19 protein-coding genes and 2 tRNA genes are annotated in these 22334 nt (G+C 46.1%); 18 read left to right on the top strand and 3 right to left on the bottom strand.

The features are described 5' to 3' along the window. Window positions 1-78 precede the first annotated feature (78 nt). The 4 genes from HP568_RS04100 to HP568_RS04085 all read left to right on the top strand — a co-directional run bounded on the left by HP568_RS04100 (window position 79) and on the right by HP568_RS04085 (window position 3951). The gene (locus HP568_RS04100) at window positions 79-987 is read left to right on the top strand and encodes a hypothetical protein (RefSeq protein ID WP_048033266.1); all 909 of its coding nucleotides are present in this window, start codon (window positions 79-81) and stop codon (window positions 985-987) included. Window positions 988-1084: 97 nt separating this feature from the next. Then, a complete protein-coding gene (locus HP568_RS04095) occupies window positions 1085-1363 on the top strand; it encodes an antibiotic biosynthesis monooxygenase family protein (RefSeq protein ID WP_254551023.1) in 279 nt (92 codons plus the stop codon). 361 nt (window positions 1364-1724) lie between these two features. After that, window positions 1725-3251, top strand: coding sequence for a two-component system sensor histidine kinase NtrB (locus HP568_RS04090; protein WP_173628404.1), 1527 nt, complete (start codon window positions 1725-1727; stop codon window positions 3249-3251). Between the two features lie 190 nt (window positions 3252-3441). After that, a complete protein-coding gene (locus HP568_RS04085) occupies window positions 3442-3951 on the top strand; it encodes a hypothetical protein (RefSeq protein ID WP_048033264.1) in 510 nt (169 codons plus the stop codon). 11 nt (window positions 3952-3962) lie between these two features. On the opposite strand, the gene HP568_RS04080 is transcribed toward HP568_RS04085, so the two are convergent. Both HP568_RS04080 and HP568_RS04075 read right to left on the bottom strand, forming a co-directional pair. Beyond that, complete coding sequence (locus tag HP568_RS04080; RefSeq protein ID WP_173628403.1) at window positions 3963-4649, bottom strand: response regulator; 687 nt, start codon at window positions 4647-4649, stop codon at window positions 3963-3965. Then, complete coding sequence (locus HP568_RS04075) at window positions 4646-5881, bottom strand: sensor histidine kinase (protein ID WP_048033262.1); 1236 nt, start codon at window positions 5879-5881, stop codon at window positions 4646-4648. Before HP568_RS04075 ends, HP568_RS04080 begins: the two co-directional genes overlap by 4 nt. Before the next feature lie 172 nt (window positions 5882-6053). Between HP568_RS04075 and HP568_RS04070 the strand changes: the two genes are divergently transcribed. The 12 genes from HP568_RS04070 to HP568_RS04015 all read left to right on the top strand — a co-directional run bounded on the left by HP568_RS04070 (window position 6054) and on the right by HP568_RS04015 (window position 15596). Next, entirely contained in the window at window positions 6054-6386 is a 333-nt protein-coding gene (locus HP568_RS04070; RefSeq protein WP_007727206.1) for a MarR family winged helix-turn-helix transcriptional regulator, read from the top strand. Between the two features lie 124 nt (window positions 6387-6510). Continuing rightward, entirely contained in the window at window positions 6511-9648 is a 3138-nt protein-coding gene (locus tag HP568_RS04065) for an efflux RND transporter permease subunit (protein WP_048033261.1), read from the top strand. A 28-nt stretch (window positions 9649-9676) separates the two neighbouring features. Then, window positions 9677-10903: an efflux RND transporter periplasmic adaptor subunit gene (locus HP568_RS04060; RefSeq protein WP_048033260.1), complete on the top strand. Its 1227-nt coding sequence runs from the start codon at window positions 9677-9679 to the stop codon at window positions 10901-10903. Between the two features lie 322 nt (window positions 10904-11225). After that, window positions 11226-11936, top strand: coding sequence for a cytochrome c biogenesis CcdA family protein (locus HP568_RS04055; protein ID WP_048033259.1), 711 nt, complete (start codon window positions 11226-11228; stop codon window positions 11934-11936). Between the two features lie 23 nt (window positions 11937-11959). Further along, window positions 11960-12493, top strand: coding sequence for a TlpA family protein disulfide reductase (locus HP568_RS04050; protein ID WP_048033258.1), 534 nt, complete (start codon window positions 11960-11962; stop codon window positions 12491-12493). Between the two features lie 171 nt (window positions 12494-12664). Beyond that, window positions 12665-12862, top strand: coding sequence for a hypothetical protein (locus HP568_RS04045; RefSeq protein WP_173628402.1), 198 nt, complete (start codon window positions 12665-12667; stop codon window positions 12860-12862). Between the two features lie 164 nt (window positions 12863-13026). Then, a complete protein-coding gene (locus HP568_RS04040; RefSeq protein WP_173628401.1) occupies window positions 13027-14058 on the top strand; it encodes a phosphotransferase enzyme family protein in 1032 nt (343 codons plus the stop codon). Between the two features lie 85 nt (window positions 14059-14143). Continuing rightward, a complete protein-coding gene (locus tag HP568_RS04035; protein WP_082195949.1) occupies window positions 14144-14314 on the top strand; it encodes a YycC family protein in 171 nt (56 codons plus the stop codon). Between the two features lie 28 nt (window positions 14315-14342). Then, window positions 14343-14909, top strand: coding sequence for a thioredoxin family protein (locus HP568_RS04030; protein ID WP_173628400.1), 567 nt, complete (start codon window positions 14343-14345; stop codon window positions 14907-14909). Between the two features lie 65 nt (window positions 14910-14974). After that, window positions 14975-15292, top strand: a complete 318-nt coding sequence (locus HP568_RS04025; protein WP_056487978.1) for a hypothetical protein — start codon at window positions 14975-14977, stop codon at window positions 15290-15292. A 92-nt stretch (window positions 15293-15384) separates the two neighbouring features. Further along, window positions 15385-15469 (top strand) — tRNA-Tyr (locus tag HP568_RS04020). 45 nt (window positions 15470-15514) lie between these two features. After that, a tRNA-Leu gene (locus HP568_RS04015) sits at window positions 15515-15596 on the top strand. 166 nt (window positions 15597-15762) lie between these two features. On the opposite strand, the gene edeQ is transcribed toward HP568_RS04015, so the two are convergent. Then, complete coding sequence (edeQ, locus tag HP568_RS04010; protein ID WP_048033253.1) at window positions 15763-16200, bottom strand: edeine self-resistance N-acetyltransferase EdeQ; 438 nt, start codon at window positions 16198-16200, stop codon at window positions 15763-15765. A 298-nt stretch (window positions 16201-16498) separates the two neighbouring features. Here edeQ and edeP point away from each other — a divergent pair, with 298 nt between their 5' ends. Both edeP and HP568_RS04000 read left to right on the top strand, forming a co-directional pair. After that, window positions 16499-21004: an edeine non-ribosomal peptide synthetase EdeP gene (gene edeP, locus HP568_RS04005; protein ID WP_173628399.1), complete on the top strand. Its 4506-nt coding sequence runs from the start codon at window positions 16499-16501 to the stop codon at window positions 21002-21004. A gap of 78 nt (window positions 21005-21082) precedes the next feature. Then, complete coding sequence (locus HP568_RS04000; RefSeq protein ID WP_048033251.1) at window positions 21083-22330, top strand: lysine 2,3-aminomutase; 1248 nt, start codon at window positions 21083-21085, stop codon at window positions 22328-22330. Window positions 22331-22334: the final 4 nt, after the last annotated feature.

Below are 22334 nucleotides of genomic sequence, written 5' to 3'. Positions count from 1 at the left end.
AGCGGCGATTACATATGGTAGGGTAATAGAAACAAACCAGGATGATGCAATTTTGGCGATCAAAAGGAGGTGAAGCCGATGAAAAATCGGATTTACCGTATCGGATATGAATGGGTGAGCAAACGGGAATTACTCGAGAGATTGTTCATGACCGACTGCATTCTTATCGAACACAAGCGAATGCATCCCACACCGGTGGATCAAGATACGGAATTGCCACCAGAAAAGGAAGTTCATGCTGTTTTGGTTCGCAGCCAGCGCCGCCCGGGCGAATGGGTGACGTTTAACGGGCTATACGAAATACAGTCGAGAGAGCCCATCCCTTGGATAGATTCACCACTGGAGTACCATCAATTCGGAGTAGAATTGATTCCTGGGAATATTCGCAGGGAAAAGGCACCTCAAGGCAGGATACCCGCACGAACCAAGCTGCAAATTGCAGCTGTTCGACAAGATACAGTATTTGTCACAGTTCCTGGGCATCCGTCCAGGCGTTACGAAATGTCGTTGGCTCACGCGCGTTTTGCCAAGGATCACCCGACAGAATTGGAAATGAGGCTGCAAGTATACGCTTTTCCGCCACGCAATGATATTTTTGTGGATTGGTTATTGAAAGAAGGACGTAAAACAGGAATTATTACGCGCCCCAATCAGGAAAGGGTAGAAAAATCAGCTTTTCAGGTATGGGAGGATTTACGCCAAGAATACGGCATTAGTGTCAGCGCCGCATTGATTGCGATTAAACAGGCACTCATTGTACTGGATCGTGCTGGTGTCGAGACTGATTTCCCATACCCGACCCAAGAGCGATCGGATATATCTTTGTTCAGCGAATCGGAGCGGGATGCCTTTTATTCCTACCAATCCGTTCGATGTGCGATGGCCGCTGTTGCTGCCCTGTTGACGGTAGACCCGAAAGATCCGTTGCAGGATACACTCTTGATGGATATCATGCTCGAGCAACAAATTAACCGCAGGCGCGAATAGCGTTTGCGGTTTTTAGGTTTTTCACCAAAGTAGTAGTATAATGGGAGTTGGTAGATGAACCCAATGAAAAGGATGTGTGACCATCATGTATGTTTCCATGAACAGACTGACTGTACCAGCAGACTACCAATCCCATTTGGAACGCGCATTTGGTAGTGGGGGAGAACGGATGAAGGAGGTTCCGGGTTTTTTGGAGTTCCTTTTCCTGGCACCAACGGAAGGTGACGAATACATCGTTTTTACGAAATGGACAGATGAGGAATCATTTAAAAATTGGACTGAAAGCGAAGCATTCAAGCGCGCGCATACAGGAACCAACCCAAATAGCCCGGTAAAATCGGATTTGCGCAATTACGCTGTCAAATCCCATTCATAAAGCGAAAGCATTTGTCTCTAGGGGGGCAAATGCTTTTTGGATGATTGAATAATAAACATACTTTTCCTTTTTATGCTCGATCGTGATATGATAGAAAATGTTGGGTAAGCGTTTTCAGTCAAACATGATCGAGGGGGTGAAGATGTCCGAAAAAGTCAATAGATAACGCGCGATAATAGGATGCTAGCCGAGATTGTTTGTCTGTAAGGATAAGTAGAGAACCTGATTGGATGGTGTCATTCTCTGCACCAGGATATCATCATGCCGCTTTACATCTTGTCTCATTTACGTCCATAATAGAGCCTATACATACTTGGAAAAATAGCCTCAATGAAGCACGGAGAAAAGGAGCCAGAGTGTTTTGAAAAATCGAATAAGTAAGTATCTTACTCATTTGGTCCCTGCGGCGGTGGCCAAGACGTTTTCCTTTCTTTCAGATCATCATTACTCTGCTTTGCTTCTAGAAGACCGCGAAAATACAGAGGCTTTGTTTGTTCAGCAAATCACGAAATGGATTGAAGTAGTAAAAGTAATCGACACGTATACATTCGAGCGAGAATTGAGCGAAATTGCGTATAGATTTTCGTTAGTCGGAATGAATCTGACGTTTTTACAGCAATTTTTGCGTAAGTGTCGAGACGTTATTATTGAAGAAATGAATAACAATGCAAATTCTCTTGCCACGACGGAAATAGACCGAGTAGAGCTTTTGCAAGGACAGATTCGTCTCTATCAATCGATGGACTATATTTTGCATCAAATGGACGATGTCTTCAACAAAAATTCGCATCAATTTCCGGTTGAGAAAACTCCAACTTCTCCTACAAGTTCGGCCAAGGGAGAAGATGTTTCAATGCTCGCTGAACAGGAGCTTGTTCAATTGGTCTTGCAATCCAGTGATATTGCCGTCTTGATGATCGACCGCCAGTTAAGAGTCATTGAAGCGAATTACGCTGTCTGTCACTTATATGGCGTAGATCGGAATCAACTCATTGGTCAAAACATTGATCATGCGCTTCGTCCGCATATAAGCGAGCGTTTTGTCCAGTGGGTAATTGAACGCGGGCAGTCCGGCCATTATGTTGCGGAATACAGAGGCAAATGGACGACAGTGAGTACGAGTCCCATTTATTACGGTGGAGAGATGTGGGGAGCGATCGCCGTTCTTCGGAATGTTACGGAAAGCAAAAAGTACGAAGAAGAATTAAACAAGCGTGAAGCGCTGGCAGCAGTTGGGCAACTGGCTGCTGGGATGGCGCATGAGATTCGGAATCCACTAACAGCCATCAAGGGCTTCATTCAGTTGTTGCGAGAGCAAGGGGAAGCAAATCGTAGTGAATCTTATTTTTCTGTCATCTTAACGGAAATTGAACGCATTGATGGGCTATTGAACGATGTCCTTGTTTTGGCCCGGTACAGGGATGATAAAATCGTATCGGAACGTTTCTTAGTGATGGACGAGTTACATGGAGTCATTCGTTTACTGGAGCCAGAAGCGAATCGAAGAGGAATCAAGCTAGAGCTGGACATTGCACAAGGCGAGTGGCATGTGTTTGGTCATCGTTCACGAATCAAGCAAGCCATTTTGAACATCTTGAAAAATGCGCTTGAAGCATTGTTGACCCAAGGCAACCTCGTTCAAGTGAAAGTATATTCATCTCTCAATCAAGTAATCATTGTTGTGGAAGACAACGGACCTGGTCTATCAGATTCTTGCCTGCAAAATTTATTCGTTCCTTTTTATACGACCAAACAAGAGGGAACGGGATTAGGTTTGTCTACGACACAACGCATCATCGCGGACCACGGCGGCGAACTCTATGCGGAAAACTCTCCGAAATTGAAAGGAGCCCGTTTTGAGATTCGTTTACCTCTTTCCATTTCCTAAAAAACAAAAAACGATTGTGACTGTAGGCGGATCAATATCCGTCTTTTTTTACGTTTGAATAAGCGAATAGTCCTATTTGCGAAAAAGTTGCAAGTCTTTCGAATCAATCTTTTTGCAAGTTGTTGTCAAGACCTGTCGATCAGTGGAATAATTTACAAAACGGTTACAATTTGAACGGAGTTGAACAACGGTGATTCGGATGCTGAAAAAAAACGAAACGAGGTGGAGTTACTGGGAGGTTTGGTATGAGGAAACGGAGCACCTTTATACTATTCATTACGGAAATGTAGGGGAAGTTGGCGAGCATTTTGCTGTTGTAGCGGAGCAGATCGAGGGAAGGCCAGACGAAGTTTTACAGAGCTGGACAGAAGAGATGAAAGAACAAGGATACCAGGTCATGAAAACGAACGATTTCCATCCGATGATCGTTCACTTTCCTCAATTGTGTGAGTCAGAGATTGAGATGCGCTATTTGATCGAACAACTGTTGGACGAATGCTTGGGAAAGACAGGGAATGGCCATAGCGACGGCGGGGAAGACAGCGAGAGGACGTTAGCGGTGATTTGCCGCGTAATCGATACGAAGAAGGCTGCTGCTGCTGTATTTGAAGCGATGTCCAGCGCACAGCTGGTACAAGGGTTTTCCATCAGCATAAAGCAGGAGGACGGAAACTTGATTCCGCTTAATCCTCCTGCCTAAAACAGTCTGATTTATTTCACGATTTTGTGTCGTAGAGCTTTTGCCACTGCCTGGGTACGATCCTCGACACCCATTTTTTGCAGAATCCGATGCACATGTGTTTTTACAGTGCCTTCTGATATAAATAAGTTTTGCGCAATCTGATCATTTCGATAGCCATCTGCGATCTGTTGAAGCACATCCAATTCTCGATCCGTCAGTTCATCTAGCAAGACTGATTGAGCGAAGGTAGTCGAATCAGGTGTCTCACTTTGACCTTGCAGTGCTTCGGCAAGCGCTTTTGCAGCTGTCACGGTGTGGAAGAGGGCTTCACCCTGGTGGGCTCTGCGAATTAGATCAAGCATTTCCTGAGAGTCGGCATCCTTTAGCATATAGCCGACGGCTCCAGCACGAATCCCGTCCACCACATAATTGTGATTGTCAAAGGTTGTAAGAATCAAGACCTTCGTACGGGGGTGCTGTTGCATAATTTCTCTCGTGGCCTCAATGCCAGACTTGTTGGGCATCTGAACATCCATCAAAACGACATCAGGTGCGAGGGTGCCAATCAGTTCAACAGCTTCGACACCATCGGAGGCTTCCCCGATAACTTCCATATCAGCTTGCATTTGAATGACATAACCCAAACCTTGGCGAATCATCGTTTGGTCATCTACTAGGACCACGCGAATGGCTCCTTCTTTTTGTTTACCGGTCATGTTCGCATGCTCCTTTCTGGTTCAGACTGGCGAATCGGAAAGCTGAAATCGAGTTGGAATCCGTGAGGCTCTCGAATGCGATAGGCGAGAGTTCCGTTCAATAATTGAATTCGTTCAGATATGCCAGTTAGGCCAAAGCCAGGTTTGATTTTTTGGTCGCTCGTGATGCTTCCATCGTCTCGAATGGACAACAACAGGATGTCCTTCTTTTGTTCAATGATGACGAGGATTTCTTTCGCGTCAGAATGACGTAGGGAATTGGTAATCGCTTCTTGCAAAATTCGATAAAACGTTATCGTCATTTCTTGAGAGAGCGGAATGTCCAGATCGGAGCATATGAGCTCCATTTTAATTCCCGTATGCTTTTGAGCCTGCGACAAGAGAGCCCGCAGAGGCGTAAGTCCCAAGGAGGTTTTATCCAGGGCCAATGTATGGACAGACGTGCGAATATCCTCCAGACTTTGCTTGGCAACTCCGAGCATGTTGCGGACGGCTTCTTGTGCGTTGTCAGGTCCATCCTGCAACATATATTTCAAGGCATGTAGCTGGACAATGAGTGAAGTCAAACTATGGCCCAATGCATCGTGAATATCACGGGCAATTCTCGTTCGTTCCTCCAGAACGGCTACTTGAAGGGAATGAAGTGCTGCTTCTTGAAGTTGTAAGTGCGCCTCTTGTAACTCTGAATGTGCTTTTTGTAGCTGCTCTAGGTGCTGTTGGTTGGTTTCGTATGCTTCTGTCTGAATCCGATAGCCACGTGCGCCGATATAGCAACCCACATACGTAAGGATATAAGAGATGATGTGCGTGAATTTCAGGTTTTCTTCAAAATATAAAAAAAGCGTACTGCACGTACCAAAAAAAGTAGCATAAGCCAACGCACGGCGACCATGAATGTGAAAACCGATAAAAACAGCGAGTGGGAGCATCAAGCCGAAGCCCTCTCCACCCAAGATGAGGGACTTTAGTAACGAGACAATTCCAAGCACGACTGTCACGAATTCGAATTGGAAAGGCTTCCATTTTTTCTTGGAAGTCCAAAATACCACAAGGTAACAAATAAATAGTACAATGGTAAGGGAAAATTGCAACGGAGTTTCCCTTTTAAAGGAATCAGGAAGCAAAGCTAATACAATTAAGATGGAAAACCACATGATTAATAATCGTTTTTGTATGGCTTTCATCATTATCTTCAACAATGAGAAGTCCTTCTTTCTCTGCCGGATAATCACTTAACTTCATTCTAGCATGCGTTGTCGTCTATCTCCAGATAGATAAATCCCTGTCAGAAATCTACCCCTGGGTAGACTTCACTACATATACATTTCAGTAGAATTATTTTTGGGAAATAAACGTTTAGTTATGGGTTGAAGTGGTTAAGTAAGGATGGCAAGGGAGGTTCTCATGAAAGAACTGATTCAGTTGGCAAAACTCCTGCAAGAAGCCAGTGTTTTGTTTACCACGATTTCTGAGCAAGAGCTGGATACAAGCGATGTAACTTGGCAACAGGTCTTGATTCTGGAGCAGCTTGGAAACGGGCCAAAAACAATGGGGGACATAAGTAAGACTGTCGGTCTTTCATACAGCACAACTTCCGGTCTCATTAACCGGTTGGAGCAGGAAAACCTGGTACGCAGGTTCCGAGACCAATCAGATCGACGAGTTGTGTGGGTGTCACTGACAGAGCGTGTATACCAACAGCGAGATGTGAAATGGGGAAATTCACAAACCGTCTAAAAATGGTTTCATCCCTTGATATTTCGTTGAACGAAATGTTGACTCGAGGTTCACCTTATTCATTTCGTTATACGAACTATTACTCACAAAAAATTAGCAGATATATAAAGAAGAGGTGAGTGGATTGAATCTTTCTGAACTATCGATTAAACGCCCGGTCACCATGATTATGTTGACTCTGGCCATGATGATTTTTGGTTTCGTTTCACTGCCTCGCTTGTCGATTGATCTCATGCCGGATCTTAACTTCCCGGTTGCTGTCGTGGTTACATCCGTTGACGGCGGATCTCCGAGTGAGGTAGAAAAACTAGTAACGAAACCGATTGAGGACGCACTTGCAACGGTATCCGATTTAGATAGTATACAATCGGTATCGATGGAAGGAGCTTCACAGGTTATCCTCATGTTTAACTGGGGGACAGACCTTGATCAGGCGACTCTCGACATGCGGGAGAAGGTAGATCAGGTTCGTGGCTCTTTGCCTGACTCAGCCAGAGCGCCCCGTGTACTGCGCATTGACCCGAACAGTACACCGATCATTGAATTTGCGGTGACGGGTGAGCAAGATATCAACAAATTGAAAAAGATGGCAGAGAATATGATCCAGTCACGCCTGGAGCGTATTGATGGGGTCGCATCTGCTTCCATCAGCGGCGGACAAAGCCGTATCATCGATGTAACAGTTGACCCAGCCAAACTAGCGGCGTATGGACTGTCACTTGATCAAGTTCAGCAAGCTCTACAGAGCAGCAACTTGTCAGGTTCCGGTGGAGCGGTACGCGAGGGTGACGCCAAGCTCAACATCCGTGTACAAGGTGAGTTTGCCGATATCGAACAAATCGCGCTGACACCAATCTCTGTCGGAGGAAACTCCATCAGGCTCAGTGATATTGCCGAAGTAAAAGACACGCATCAAGATATAACGCAAATGAGTTACGTAAATGGAACACCTAGCTTGGGTATTAAAGTGACAAAAGCTTCTGGCGGAAACACCATTGAGGTAGCAGATGATGTAAAAGCTGAGCTGGAGAAAATCAAAAGCGAGCTGCCAGAAGGCGTAGAAATCATTACGACTCTGGATACATCCGTCTACATTAAGGATTCCGTTTACACCACCGCTGAACATGCCCTGTTGGGTGGCGGTATCGGTATGATCTTGCTGTTCTTCTTCCTGGGCAGCTTGCGATCCATGGTAATTGCGGTCATCGTTCTTCCCGTATCGATCGTTGCTACGTTCTTGCTGATGTACATGACTGGACAGACGATCAACCTGATTTCCCTCTCCGGTTTGACACTGGGATTGGGATCGTTGATTGACTTTGCGGTTGTTATGCTCGAGAATGTTTTCCGTCATCGAGAACAGGGAAAAGGCATGATGGAAGCAGCCTTGGATGGTTCCAAGGAAGTAGGTACGGCAGTTATGGCTTCGGCTTTGGCGCAAATTTGCGTATTCTTGCCGATTGCCCTCACAGAAGGTATTGCTTCTGAGTTGTTTGGACCTCTTGCATTGACGGTTGTTTACTCACATATTGCGGCGCTTGTATTCTCGATTTTGCTCGTGCCGATGCTGAGTTCGAGAATTTTGAACAAAATTCCGTCGCATACGCATCATGAGAACTATCGTGGAATCAATCCGGTTACTTGGTTCAACATTGGATTTAGCAAAGTAGAAAAAGGCTACCAAAGATTGTTAAAATGGTCATTGGGCCATCGTAAAACAGTCATGATATCTTCGGTTGTCATGATGGTAGGCTCTCTTGCATTGACTCCATTGATCGGGGCAGAGTTTATCCCGGCCATGGACCAAGGTCAAGTAAACATCTCCATCAAAATGCCAAATGGTACCGTTCTGGCTGAAACAGAAAAAGTAACCAGACAAGTTGAAGAAATTGTCAACACGGTTCCAGAGAAGAAAATTGTAGCGACTTCGGTTGGTAGCAATGCATCACCGATAGCGAGCACATTGTCATCCAATCAGGGAACGATCAGCCTGATGCTGGTAGATCTCGATCAGCGCACACGTTCCTCCAATGAAGTTGTGATGGATCTCCAGGAAAAGCTGAAGCATATTGCTGGACCTGAAATTAAGGTAAGCGCACCATCCGGTATGTCTACAGGTTCCCCAATTCAACTGAAAGTTAGCGGGGATGATCTGGACGTATTGAAAGACATTAGTGGTATTATTAAAGGTGAAATTGAGAAGGTACCTGGTACGAGTAACGTAACAACCAGCTTGGAAGAATCAAGACAAGAGCTGGAAGTGAAGATCGATGCGGAGAAAGCGAGCTTGTACGGATTGACGACTGGACAAATTCTCTCCAGTGTTCGCACCTCCTTCCAAGGTCAAACGGTAACGTACTATCGCACGGGTGATGATGAGATTGACGTTAACCTCAAGCTGCCGAAAGAGTTTCAGGAAGATATCAACTTCTTGAACAATATGCGAATTTCCGCTCCAGGTGGGGCACAGATCGCATTGACCTCGGTTGCGACTATCAATAAGGTAGATGTGCCTGTATCGATTAACCGTGCCAACTCAAGCCGTGAAGTTCAAGTAACGAGTGATTTGGCAGGGCGTGACCTGAGCTCTGTAACAAGGGAAGTGCAAGAGAAAATCTCGAAGCTGAATCTCCCGGATGGCTACAAAGTAGATTTTGGCGGGCAAAGTGAAGAAATGATGGAATCATTCAGTAGCCTTGCTCTAGCGATTGTTCTATCAGTCGTGTTGCTTTATATGGTAATGGCAGCGCAGTTTGAATCGTTATACACTCCATTTATCATCATGTTCTCCGTGCCACCGACCGTTACAGGCGTTCTGCTTGGACTATTGGCGACAGGTACAACAATCAGCGTTGGGGTTTTGATCGGGTACATTTTGTTGATCGGTCTGGTCGTGAACAACGCGATTGTATTGATCGACTATGTGAACCAATTGCGTGCAAAAGGTATGGAGCTGTATGATGCGATCCTGCATGCTGGCCCGATTCGTCTTCGTCCGATTTTGATGACGACACTTACCACCATTCTGGCGATTGGACCGCTCGCATTCTCTGGCGGCGCCGGCTCTGAGACGAATGCACCAATGGCCGTAACGGTTATTTTCGGTCTCGGTTTCTCTACACTGATTACCCTGGTTCTGGTTCCTGTCGTTGCTTCCTGGTTTGATGATCTAGGGAAAAAGAGACGCTTGAAGCGCCAGTTGAAACTCGAAAAGAAATTAGCAAAGAAACAAAAGAAAATTAATCCCGCTTTGGAATCGTAAGACGTTTGTGGGAAGAGGAGGGACATACATGAAACTAAGTAAAAAACCCGTCATTTTGGCATTGCTAGCCATCTCGCTAGTGGCAGGGTGCTCCAGCCCGCAAGCGGAAACACCGCCTACGGAAACGGTGGAAGCGGCAACCCCTGTACAGGTGGAAACTGTTGCAACGGGCACAGTGGTATCAGATTCTGGTCTCACGGCAAAGCTGGCGCCGAGTGAGGAAGTGCAAGTCTCCCCGAAAGTGGGTGGGAAAATTTCTTCCCTGCCAGTGAAACTGGGCCAATACGTAACAAAAGGTCAAGTCTTGTTCAAGCTCGATGAAAAAGATCTGGTGAACGGTGTTAAACAAGCAGAAGCAGCCTACAACGTATCAAAAGCGAGCTTAAACCAAGCGGGCAGCAGCTCTGATCAAGGCTTGGTTCAAGCGAAAAATAGCCTGAAGCAGGCAGAAACCGCGCTCCAGGATGCAAAAGTAAACCAGCAGCGGATGCAACAGCTCTTTTCACAAGGAGCAATTTCCGCTCAGCAGATGGAACAGGCAAACTCCCAACTGACAACGGCACAGACCTCTTACGATAACGCGCAGCAGGCATTGCAATCTGCTGGGCAAAAAACGAGTGTGCAAGTTTCCGAAGCTTCTGTACAGCAAGCGCAAGTAAGCTTGCAGAACGCTCGTGAGCAATTAGCGAATGCGACTGTGACGTCTCCGATCAACGGATATATTTCCAGCGTAAACGGCGCAGTTGGTCAAATGGCAGGTCAGCAGCCGGTTGTGGTTGTTGTGAACACGAACCCACTTCTGGTAAAAGCGAATCTGTCAGAAGCAGATATCACAAAAATAAAAGTAGGAACAACCGTAAAAGTAAACGTACAATCGACAGGAAAAACGATTGATGCCAAAGTAACGGCAATGAGTCCAGTAATGGATACCCAACTCAAGGCATATCCAGTAGAGATTACGATTCCAAACCCATCCAATGAGCTGAAGTCCGATATGGTTGTAAATGTAACCTTCCCATCGGTTGGGGAAAGTGGAGCAAAATCGATCGTTGTAACGCGCGGTGCGGTCTTTGATCGCGACGGTAAGCAGTATGTATTCAAGCTGGAAGGTGACATTGCAAAACAAGTCGAGGTCACTACAGGCAAATCCTCCAGTGATCAGATCGAAATTTTGACAGGCTTGTCTGCCGGCGATAAGATCGTGGTAAAAGGGCAAACACTGCTTCAAGATGGCGGTAAAGTCACGATTCAGTAAAAAAGAGTATCGAAGAAGGGGCGGAGTGCATCCGCCTCTTTTTTGTGTACAATGGAAGTATTCGTTATCCTGTGCAGTTTGAAACCTATAGCAAAATCACACCTGAAGGTAATCACATTTGTCACAAATCTGATTTATTTTCTAACGTGGATCAGATTTATTCATCCAATTGTAATATTTTAGGGCGAGTTTTAAGACATAATAAATATTATGTAAAGTAAATTGTCACGGATTTAAGACAAAGTGTCATTGCTACTTTTGAAGGGGGAAAAGATTCGATACAATGAGAAGATAGTGGATAAAATACCCACCGGAGGTACATATGACTGGCGATATTACTGTGTTTTTGGCTTTTGCAGCAGGTTTTCTCTCGTTTATTTCCCCTTGCTGCCTGCCGCTTTACCCGTCCTTTTTGTCTTACATAACTGGGGTTACGGTAGATGAAGTGAAGAAAGGGAGAGCAGTTTTTCGCAAGCAAGCGTTCTTGCATACCTTTTTCTTCATTGTCGGGTTTTCGATCATTTTCATTGCGCTCGGGCTGTCTACATCTTGGATCGGAAGCTTGTTCACCGACCAACAGGACTTAATTCGTCAACTGGGCGGTATTTTGCTTGCTGTTATTGGTTTGGTTATGCTTGGTGTGTTTAAAATGGATTGGATGATGCGCTCTTTTAAAATCGATTTAAAATCGAGACCATTGGGGTATACTGGGTCCATACTGGTGGGAATGACGTATGCAGCTGGATGGACACCTTGTGTGGGACCGATTCTTTCTGGCATTATCGTCATGGGCGTTTCCAATCCATCAAGCGCCTTGGCTTACACATTGGCGTATACACTCGGTTTCGCCATTCCATTTTTTGTCATGACGTTCTTCATCAGTAAAGTGAACGCGATTGTGAAGTATTCCGACCTGTTTATGAAAATCGGAGGAGCCATTATGATCTTGTTCGGTATCCTTCTGTATACAGATAAACTGACGGATATTACACGTGTTCTCATTCAAATGTACGGAGGCTTTACGGGATTCTAACTCAGTAGGGCAGAGGTGACAAAATGAAAAAGCTGTTGCTCGCGGTACTCGTATTAGTGGGGGTCGGACTTGCTGTTTGGGAAAAGCCTCAAGAAACGGCCGCAATCGTAGCAGAGGTTCAAAAACCGGAAGTTGGCTTTGCAGCTCCTCATTTTACACTAACAGGATTGGACCAGCAGACGTACAAGGTAGAAGGAAAAAGGACGAAACCATTGGTCTTGAACTTTTGGGCTTCCTGGTGTGGACCATGCAAGCTGGAGGCGCCTGATTTACAGAAAGTCTACGAAAAATACGGCGGACAGGTTGATTTGTATGGCGTGAACGTCACGAGCAATGATAGCCCGGAAGCAGCTATGGCCTTCGTCACCAACTACAAGCTGACATTTCCAATACCGATGGACGTAGCTGGAACCGTGTCAAACCGTTACAAGGTGATGGCATTCCCAACTACTTACTTGATTGACGCAAATGGGATCGTACGAAAGAAGATAATCGGCATGGTGGATGCCCCTACACTGGAGCTGGAACTGCGCCAGTTGTTAAGTCCAAATCCATAGGGAAGGCTTATCGTCGCTTGGAGAGAAATCTCCGGCGGCTTTTTCTATTTGTTGACACGTTTGACAAGGCCCATTTTACAGGTGGATATCTTGATTTTGTATGCTTGCCTAAAGAGCGGGGGTGTTCTTCTTCATAGACTGGAGTGATCCAGGGCAAAGGGAGGAGAACGGATGGCCAAAGGCAAAAAGATTAAGAAAAAGAACACGCGACAGCACCCCAATCAAGTACAGCTGAAAATCGTAACGTCTCATACATGTCACGTATGCAAGCAGCAATGTGCACGAGGGTTGGCATATCTAGAACAGATGTCCCAGCCCGGCGCGATCGGCTTTGGTGTACCATGCATCCTCACAAAGCAAAAGCCATAGTTTCTCCTTTTCCAGTGCAAGTGTCCCGTTCACAGGAGATAGTCCCTTTACTTTCATTCAAGAGGGACTATCTTTTTTGGCGTGAAAAGCGAGGAAAAGCGGAGTTACATGTAGAAGTGAGACCTGTACAGAAGAAAGCGGAGGGGGAATCGTCTACGGATCAGGTGAGAGTAGCTTTAAAAAAACATTATCAATTAGATGTTAAGCGTATCGAGCGCATTGCATATGGCTTGTGGGAAGAAAGCTTTTCCGTTTGGACAAGCAGTCAACGATATTATGTAAAACGGTTTTATGCCAAATGGCGCTTGCAAACTCGTTATGAGGAGATGCTTATTGGTCTAGCACTCAGCCAAGAACTACGAGAGAAAGGTTTTCCTGCACCGCGTTTGCTTCTCCCTCATCATCAGGAATGGCTTGCCCACGATCAGGGAGAGACGTACCAAGTAAATGAATGGATCGACGGGCGTAGCTATCATCCAGGAGAATTGCCACTTCGTGAAGCAAAGGCAATGGGGGAGCTGTTAGCCCATTTTCATCGCCAATTTGATCCTCTTCCCCCCTTTGAGGACGTTCCCATGCTTTCGCCTTCCAAAGCGATTGCAGATTGCCGAGAGTTATGGAGTCAGTATCAGAAAGAGCAGGGAGCATTTCCGGGATACGTACGTGAAATACTTGAGCAGCAAATTTCCTTGTTGGAGACAGTGAGCCATGAATACGTTTCCCGTTTGCCAGTACCCTCGCTCCGAGGTAGATGCTTTCATTCGTATTGGGTCGAACAGCTCATTTTTCATCCAAATGGCGAGGTGGCTGCACTCGTAGACTGGACAGATGGTGCCGGAAGGGAAGGGTATTGGGCAAAAGATCTGGTTTCAGGGCTTCACTTGTCAGCACTTCAGTACGAAGGGATTCTTGCGTTCTGTGAAGGGTATCAGGCTCATCATCCACTACCAAAATCAGAATGGCAAGCGGTGCTGGCGAAGCTCTGCTACGGACATTTGGCGTCAACGAATTTTTTAGATAGTTGGCTCGTCAAGCACAACCGTCGTATGGACCATTGGGAACAGATTGCGATGACTTGGACCAGGCTCGTTCCAGAGCGATTCCGCCTTTGGCACAAGCTAGAACAAGGTCTATTGGATATGCTTTTCCCGGATTATCAGCAGGCCACCGTTGTGGTTGGCAGGGATAACGAATGAGCCTCGAGATACCAAGCTGGCAGGTTTAAGAGTCGTGTATTATACTGGAGGGACTGATGAAAGCAAACGGAAGGAGTGGAAATACATGCGTCCGTTACAGATATCACCTGATACGGCTGTCAAGCTGGCCGAAGCTCTTCAAGTACCTTTAGAGCGCCTCATGCACATGCCGCAGCATATTTTGTTACAAAAAATGATGGAGTTGGCAAAGCAAGAGAAAGAAGAAAGTGAGCGAGAGTCTGAAAAGCAAGACTAGATACATTACACACGAGGAGGAGAAAAAGATGGGGGCAAACGTAGCACATAAATTCCGTACGGGGCTCAAGCCACAAGCGTTCGTGGAAAGCATGACAAAAAATCAGGATACATACCAAAACTGGTCGGATGCATTTTCATGGGAGGATGAACAAGACCGTGCGTTTTTTGCCTCTCTCCAGCATCGTGATGACCTCAGATGCTTGATTTTGGCTGCGGAATGGTGTGGCGATGTCGTTCGCAACTTGCCAGTCATCTTGCATGCCTTGAAAGAAACAGACATGCCAGTGGAAATTATGGTAATGGAAGAACACCTCGATCTCATGGGTGAGTTTCTCACAATGGGCGGTCGGGCGATCCCAATTGTTATTTTCGCGGACACGGGTGGACATGTTCTGGCAAAATGGGGACCACGACCGAAGCATGTCCAAGCTGTTATGACGGCGTTTAAACAGCAAAACCTGGACCGAAACGCACCAGATTATGAAGAAAAGATCAAAGTGGTACGTGCCGAAATGCTCGAACAGTATGGAGAAGGTACTGGCTACCAGCAAGTGATTGTCAAAGAACTGAGAGAGATGCTTTCCTCGATCTAATCTATCCATCAATTACAGGGCGGAGTCACGGCTCCGTCCATTTTCATGCAGAAGGGCTGAATAACATGTATTACTACGGGAATGAAACCATTATGTCCTTGGAGCAGGTGCTTCGCTTAAAAGCATCGGAAGTTCGAATTCTGGAGTGGGTACGTACCTACGAGTTTTTAGAAAATAGTTATGGGATCGATGAAGCCGTTCCCTACTTCTTGGAGATAAAATGCGAAGAAGACCAAGTGAAGATTCGCAAAAACCGCATACTAGACTTCCCGGAGTACTCCTGTGAGGGAGAAGAAACATTTCAAGAAGTGGACGAAGCACTACGCGTCTTTCACGAGTGGGCACAGGAGATCTTGGAGAAAAAAGAGAGTCAATCTAAATAAATATATTGACGTCAAACAAAGTTCATGGTAGATTAATAAATGTCGCTTCTGGTTGAAGAGAGTAGACGCAGAAGATAGACAGCACATATTGTGGGGAGATAGTGAAGTGGCTAAACACGGCAGACTGTAAATCTGCTCCCTCCGGGTTCGGCGGTTCGAATCCGTCTCTCCCCACCATTGATTTTCTATCGATGATGTGCTATTTTATTCATAGTTTCACATGCCGGTGTGGCGGAATGGCAGACGCGCGCGACTCAAAATCGTGAGGGAAACCGTGGGGGTTCAAGTCCCTTCACCGGCACCATATCAAAAAACGAATGCACACTAACCATGATGTTTACAGACGCATGGAAGGTGTGCTTTTTCATTTACGGAAAAACAAAAAACAATTCAAATAGCGGCGATTCTAAGACTTGATTTTCAGGTCTTAGGTCGCCGCTGTTTCATTTTTGGGGAAAGAACTAGCTAGCTTAAAAGTTCAATTCAGCAATCGTCTCGCCAAACAGGACCATGCCATTTTTTTGAAATCCGAGTGAAGCGTAAAGGTTCTCGGCTGCGACATTGGCGGGGGCATAACCAATGACAATTTTTTGACAATCTTCTTTTGCTTTCAGGATATCAATGACTTGCGAAATCGCAGCACGTCCGTAGCCTTGCCGTTGATACTTTGCATCAATTAAGAGTCTGTAAATCCAGTAGTTTCCATCGTCGGGGTCTAGCCCGTACATGACAAAGCCAACCATCGTGTCATCGTGGTAGATGGCCAAAGGGACAAATGTAGTTTGAAACTTTGCTTCGGCGATGGAGTAGAGGTTCGGGGCAACAAATTCACTCTGTTCAGGCGTAGGTTCCAGTTCAATACACTCTTCCCAGTTTTCCAGAGTTACTTCACGAAGTGTCACAGACATCTAATCACATTCATCCTTCCAGGGGATTTTTGCCAATATATTACATTTTATCCTACGTGAAAAGACAGCCAAAATCAATAGTGTGTACAAACTTTTTTCCATTCTATGCAGCGCTAAAAAGGGAAGGAAGAGATGGAATTCATCCAATTTTCAGAAATTACATTTTATGGAAAATTTATTTGACACTACAGAAGATTCATCTATATAGTTGGAACTGGAAGTATTTGTAATCAAATAGACTTTTTACCATTTATGAATTGTGATGACATCTTCGCAATTCCGAAAGGGGGGATATGCATTGCGCCATGATAAGAAGCAATTGAAGGTGGGATATCCTTTAAGTCATCCACAAAAGCGTATCTGGTATACGGAAAAATTACATCCACAGCTTCCTATCCATACGTTAGGGGGGATGGTTCGGGTTCAAGGTAAGGTCAAATTGGATGTACTGGAAGCGGCCATTCACCTGTTCATTCAAAAGAACGATGCTTTGCGACTCAACTATCAGGAGAAAGAAACAGTCCTTCAGTTTGTTGGAGAGTACGAACCGGAGCCCTTGCAGGTGTTTGATTTCAGACAGGAACCGAACGCCCCTGATCGGTGCAGACAATTCCTGCAAGCTTTGTTTGCAAAGCCGTTTTCGATCGGACAAGAGCCTCTGTTCTACTTTTGTCTGATTCAACTGAGTGACGAAGAAGCGGGATATTTTGTAAAGTTTCACCATTTGATTGCTGATGGTTGGTCTATCTCCATTATGACAGAACAAATTGCTCACTATTATGACACGTTGTTGGCAGGCGGTACCGTTCATCTAGGAGATGAACACGCTTATCAAGCTTTTGTCGACAGGGAGCATACCTATTCTCAGTCTGAGAGATTTGAAAAGGACAAGCGATACTGGCGGGACAAGTTTCAGAGCTTGCCTGTGATCACGACATTACAAAAGGCAACAGATACGACCGAAGGCAAGCGCAAAGTCTATGCATTCAACCGAGAAGATTCGACAAGAATACGCCAGTTTGCAGACCAGATGAAATGCTCGCTAAATTCCTTGTTTGTAGCTCTCGTCAGTCTGTACCTTCAGCGCTGCACAAGGCAAGAAGAAATCGTGATCGGTACGCCGCTGTTAAATCGTTCAGGCAAAGTGGAGCGCAAAATTTTCGGGATGTTCACAAGCACCATGCCATTTCGTCTGGCAGTTCCGATGGAAATGGATGGTATCGATTATGTCAAATATGTCAACAGGGAACTCACTTCCTGTTTTTTTCATCAGAAATATCCGTACGATTTGCTGGCTCAAGAGTTGGAATTGAAGAAACATGGCTATGACAGCTTGTTTCAGATTTGTGTCAATTATTACAGCACGCAGTTGCCCTTCACCCTTGGCGGGCACCCCGTGACGAATGAGGAGTTTTACAACGGTCACCAGTTGTATTCGCTCCAAGTGATTATTAGGGAATGGGCTACAGATGAACGATTGACGCTGGAATTGGATTACAAGATCGCCGAGTACACGGAAAATGATGTTGATCGAATTGTGGATCATCTCATAAGGCTGCTCAATCAGATGATCTCGAATCCAGAAGTCCCGCTGTCCAATCTGAACTTCCTTGCTGACGAAGAGCTGGCACTACAACTCAAAACGTGGAACGATACATTGGCTTCCTATCCCAGCGAGAAGACGGTTGTCCAATTGTTTGAAGAGCAAGTAATGCGCTCGCCAGAGGGGGTTGCGTTGGAGTCAGAGGGGCGCATACTGACATTCCAGGAACTGCATGATCAAGTGAATCGACTCGCTCAGTCGTTGCGAAACCGTGGAGTTGGCCCTGGCGTAATTGTTGCGCTGCTGGCAGATCATTCGCCAGAGATGATCATCGGGCTGTTGGCCGTGCTAAAAGCAGGCGGGGCTTACCTTCCGATTGACCCTCAACTCCCATCTCAGCGCATCGAATACCTGCTGTCTGATTCTGGAGCGGACCTGTTGCTTCGTCACACCTCCCGACTAGAGGTTATTTCGTGGTCCAAGGAAATCCTGGAGCTTGGCGATTCGTCCCTGTATCTAAATGATGGGGCAAGCCTGGAAACGGTTAATCAGCCAGAGGATTTGGCCTATGTCATTTATACATCAGGCTCTACCGGAAATCCGAAGGGGGTCATGGTTACTCATCAAGGGTTAGTCAACTATATTTGGTGGGCGAAAGACCGCTATCTCTCCTGTCCTGAAGAAGCGTTTGCTTTTTATTCCTCACTGGCATTTGATTTGACGGTTACATCCATTTTTTGCCCGTTGGTAAAGGGAAATCGGATGGTTATCTATCCACACTCCGATTCAGAGTTTGTGTTATCTCGCATCTTTAGTGACGGACGCTCCCATGTTGTAAAGCTGACACCTGCCCATCTGTTTTTGCTGCAAGAAATCGCTTTGCCTTCTACTACAGTAAAGCGAGTGATTGTGGGCGGCGAGGACTTGAAGGTGAGTCTGGCTGAGGCGATTCATGCGAAATGGAACGGACAAGTCGAAATTCTCAATGAGTATGGTCCTACCGAGACAGTAGTCGGTTGCATGATCTATCAATTCGATCCGAAGACCGATGTCGAGGGTTCTGTGCCGATAGGACATCCGATCAGTAACGTGCAGCTCTACATTTTGGATTCATATGGGAAACCAATCCCGATCGGATCGACAGGAGAGCTATTCATCTCGGGAGATAGTGTGGCACGGGGGTATCTTAACCGCGAGGAATTGACGCAAGAGCGTTTCCTACCCGATCCGTTTCAGCCAGGTAAAGTGATGTACAAGACGGGCGATCTGGTTCGGTATCGGCCAAATGGAGTCATGGAGTATCTGGGACGGGCTGACTATCAGGTGAAGATTCATGGTTACCGCATTGAATTGGGGGAAATTGAACAGCAGCTACTTGGTCATTCTTCTGTGCGTGAGGCAGTGGTGATTGATCGCATGGATACGTGGGGGCGAAAGTATCTTTGTGCTTACTTGATCACGGAAACATTTTTCCGGGAAAAAGAGCTCCGCGAAGAACTGGCAAGTCGATTGCCCGCATACATGATCCCTTCGCAAATCGTGCAGCTTGAGCAGTTTCCGTTGACCTCAAATGGCAAGGTAGATCGAAAACAGCTTCCCGAACCTGTCATGGAGCGAAAAGGTGCGGAGGATGAAACCGGTCCTCGTGACGAGTTTGACAAGCTATTGGTTGAAGTGTATGAGGACGTGCTTGGTCGTTCACCATTTGGTCTACATGACCCGTTTTCCCAACTAGGGGGGGATTCGATCAAGGCGATTCAGGTTTCCTATCGATTGCATCAGCGGGGAATCAAGATTCCGGTAAGAGACATCTTGATTTATGACACGATTGCCGAACTAAAAGCGGGCAGTGACTGGAGCTGGGGAGCGGAACAGATCTCACAAGAGCCATGTACTGGCGAGTTGCCGTCATCTCCCATCGTTTCTTGGTTTCTGTCACAACAGTTCCGCAATGCTGATCATTGGAACCAGTCCTTGCTCCTGGAAAGCAGGGAAAAAGTAACGCTGGAGGAGTTTGAAGCAAGTCTGTCTGCACTGGTTAACCATCACGATTGTCTGCGACTCAATTACTCTGCAAAAGACGGGAAGCTCTTTTACAATGAGCGTCACCTTGCCAACCGAGTGTCCGTGTCTTGCATCGACCTTTCTTCCTTACCGCAAGAAGAACAGGGGAGTAGAATGCTTGAGGCGATGAGAGCTTGCGCTGTTAGCTTCAAGCTGGAAGAATCATTGCTGTTTACCGGTTGTCTCTTTGAATTAGGTCCCGATCGACCTCAGCGATTGTTTCTGACTGCCCATCATCTTGTTGTGGACGGTGTTTCCTGGAGGATTCTCCTGGAAGATTTGATGAGCGCCTTGGCCAGTCTGAAACGTAATGAGCCAATTATCTTGCCGGATAAAACACATTCGATGCAAGCGTGGGTCAAGGAAGTCTCCGCTTTTTACCAGTCGGATCAGGCGATCAAAGAAAGAGCCTATTGGGACACGTTTTCTATCCCGGAAGACAAACTTCCCACGGATTACGATTTTGGCGAAGACTTGGTAGAATACAGCGCTACATCTACACGCACGCTTCCAGCCGAGATAACGTTGCGACTGTTGACAACGGCCAACCGAATGTTCAACACGGGTCCACAAGACCTATTGGTTGCAGCACTTACACGGACATTGTGTGATGTGTTTGAAAGGGAGCGCCTCTTGCTGGTAATGGAGTCGCACGGGCGTGAGTCTTCCATTCATGCGATGAACGTAACCAGAACAGTAGGATGGTTTACCAGCATGTATCCTGTTCTGTTCGAAACGAATCCATCCAATCGGACTGATCACCTAAAAGCAGTAAAGGAGAAGTTACGTCAGATTCCGATGGGCGGCCTTGGATTTGGCTGGTTTAAGCCTCATCTGCTCGCGGCAGAGGAAAAGTCTCACGTTCGTTTCAATTATCTGGGAACCGTTGATCATCAACTGAGTGATGATCTGGTACTCATGGGAGGAAACTTGGCGGTTGATGCCGGAGTGGGTAATCATTTGACAGCACTGCTTGACGTGGCTGCTCTCGTTCGTCAAGGAGAACTTCAGGTTTCTGTTACGTACAGCTTACGAAAGTATCGTGAGGAGACCGTGGAGAAAATCCTTACGTTGTTTTTCCATGAATTGGAGCAGCTCATTGATCATTGCTGCCGCCAGGAGGTCCCTGAATTTACTCCATCGGATTTTGAAGATGTGGAGTTGACACAAAAAGAATTGGACTTGCTGTTTGGTTAACAAACGAATCATGTGTTTGACCGAGTGTGCCAAGAAAGCAAAGATGACGAGTGTTTATGAATGACGGGAGGGATTACATTGAGTGTTAAGGTGTTAATGGGGAAAAAAGGATTTGAGGAGTTCGCAACAATTGTCGGCTTTACAGAAGCAGAGAAGGAAGAACGCAGTGCATTACTGGAGCAGTCTTATATGCCATTTAAGGTGACTCGTTATTATGCCGAGTTGATTGCGAGTCAATCAGAGCCTTATCGTACTCAGATGATCAATATCGTGCTTCCGCCACCGGGAGAGAAACCTTATAAAGGCCGCTTTGATCCGTATGGTAACAAGTCGTACCGTCAGGATGAAACAGCTTTCCTGCAACACAAGTACAAGAAGACATTGTTGCTTCACATCGACGACTTTTGTATTGCCAACTGCCAGTTCTGCTATAAAGTGAACGAAATCCGCCACGAGGATATTGGGTACACCAATATTATGGAAAAAGCAGAAAGGGCCGTGCAGTATTTGGAAGCTCATCCGTACATCGATAATGTCCTCTTTACCGGTGGAGATCCTGCTTCCTTCCGTAAAAGCTCTGATCTAATCAAGCTGATTAGCTCTCTATTGAGTGTGAAGAGTATTCGACTCGTTCGCTTTGCCACCAAGGCTCTGGCCTATGATCCCGCTCGTTTTCTCGACGGAGAGCTGCTAGCGTTCTTTGACCAAGTAAGACAGACGCCAGGCAAGCAGGTAAGTGTGATTTCCCAGTTCAACCATCCTGGGGAAATTAGCGACGTTTCGATCCAAGCAACGCAAGCGCTGCTGTCCGTCGGTGTACAGATTCGCGGTCAGCCTGCCATCATTCGTGGAGTGAACGATTCTGTCGAGACCTTGATCGACTTGCAACGCAAGTTTCTCGATAATCGAATCATTTCGTATTATTTGACAGTGTTTATGCCAGTTAGAGGAGTCGAGCAGTATGCCATTCCACTTGACGAGGCGTTCCGGAATGTGGCCGAGTCCAAACGTAATCTGGGTGGCTTGGAGAAAAAAGGGGTACTTCTTACCTCACACGACTTTGGAAAATTAGAGATTTGTGGTTTTTATCCGACAGCTGAGCGCCCTGAAAAAATTGTTTTGAAATGGCATCAAGCGGTTGGACCAGACTATCTTCCAGAGCGGTTGAAGGAATTAATCCCGACCCGTTCAGAGGACCTGATGATTTTGGACTACAAGCAGGGAGAGATGTATTGTCTCGACCATGTGTTCAAACACAATGGATTGCCGTATGTGGATGCAGATGGGGAGATCGTGGAGAACCTGCCGAGTGAAGCTGTTCGGTAAGGGA

Source organism: Brevibacillus sp. MS2.2 (assembly GCF_013284345.1).
In the GTDB taxonomy this organism is placed as follows: domain Bacteria; phylum Bacillota; class Bacilli; order Brevibacillales; family Brevibacillaceae; genus Brevibacillus; species Brevibacillus brevis_C.
Note: the sequence above shows the minus strand (reverse complement) of the source record. Positions and strands in the feature narration are given on the sequence as shown.

What these genes read in the sequence shown, in the direction of transcription:
- HP568_RS04100 (WP_048033266.1), top strand. Translation starts at nt 79, where the DNA reads ATGAAAAATCGGATTTACCGTATCGGATATGAATGGGTGAGCAAACGG.
- HP568_RS04095 (WP_254551023.1), top strand. Translation starts at nt 1,085, where the DNA reads ATGAACAGACTGACTGTACCAGCAGACTACCAATCCCATTTGGAACGC.
- HP568_RS04080 (WP_173628403.1), bottom strand. Translation starts at nt 4,649, where the DNA reads ATGACCGGTAAACAAAAAGAAGGAGCCATTCGCGTGGTCCTAGTAGAT.
- HP568_RS04070 (WP_007727206.1), top strand. Translation starts at nt 6,054, where the DNA reads ATGAAAGAACTGATTCAGTTGGCAAAACTCCTGCAAGAAGCCAGTGTT.
- HP568_RS04060 (WP_048033260.1), top strand. Translation starts at nt 9,677, where the DNA reads ATGAAACTAAGTAAAAAACCCGTCATTTTGGCATTGCTAGCCATCTCG.
- HP568_RS04055 (WP_048033259.1), top strand. Translation starts at nt 11,226, where the DNA reads ATGACTGGCGATATTACTGTGTTTTTGGCTTTTGCAGCAGGTTTTCTC.
- HP568_RS04050 (WP_048033258.1), top strand. Translation starts at nt 11,960, where the DNA reads ATGAAAAAGCTGTTGCTCGCGGTACTCGTATTAGTGGGGGTCGGACTT.
- HP568_RS04045 (WP_173628402.1), top strand. Translation starts at nt 12,665, where the DNA reads ATGGCCAAAGGCAAAAAGATTAAGAAAAAGAACACGCGACAGCACCCC.
- HP568_RS04035 (WP_082195949.1), top strand. Translation starts at nt 14,144, where the DNA reads ATGCGTCCGTTACAGATATCACCTGATACGGCTGTCAAGCTGGCCGAA.
- HP568_RS04030 (WP_173628400.1), top strand. Translation starts at nt 14,343, where the DNA reads ATGGGGGCAAACGTAGCACATAAATTCCGTACGGGGCTCAAGCCACAA.
- HP568_RS04025 (WP_056487978.1), top strand. Translation starts at nt 14,975, where the DNA reads ATGTATTACTACGGGAATGAAACCATTATGTCCTTGGAGCAGGTGCTT.
- edeQ (WP_048033253.1), bottom strand. Translation starts at nt 16,200, where the DNA reads ATGTCTGTGACACTTCGTGAAGTAACTCTGGAAAACTGGGAAGAGTGT.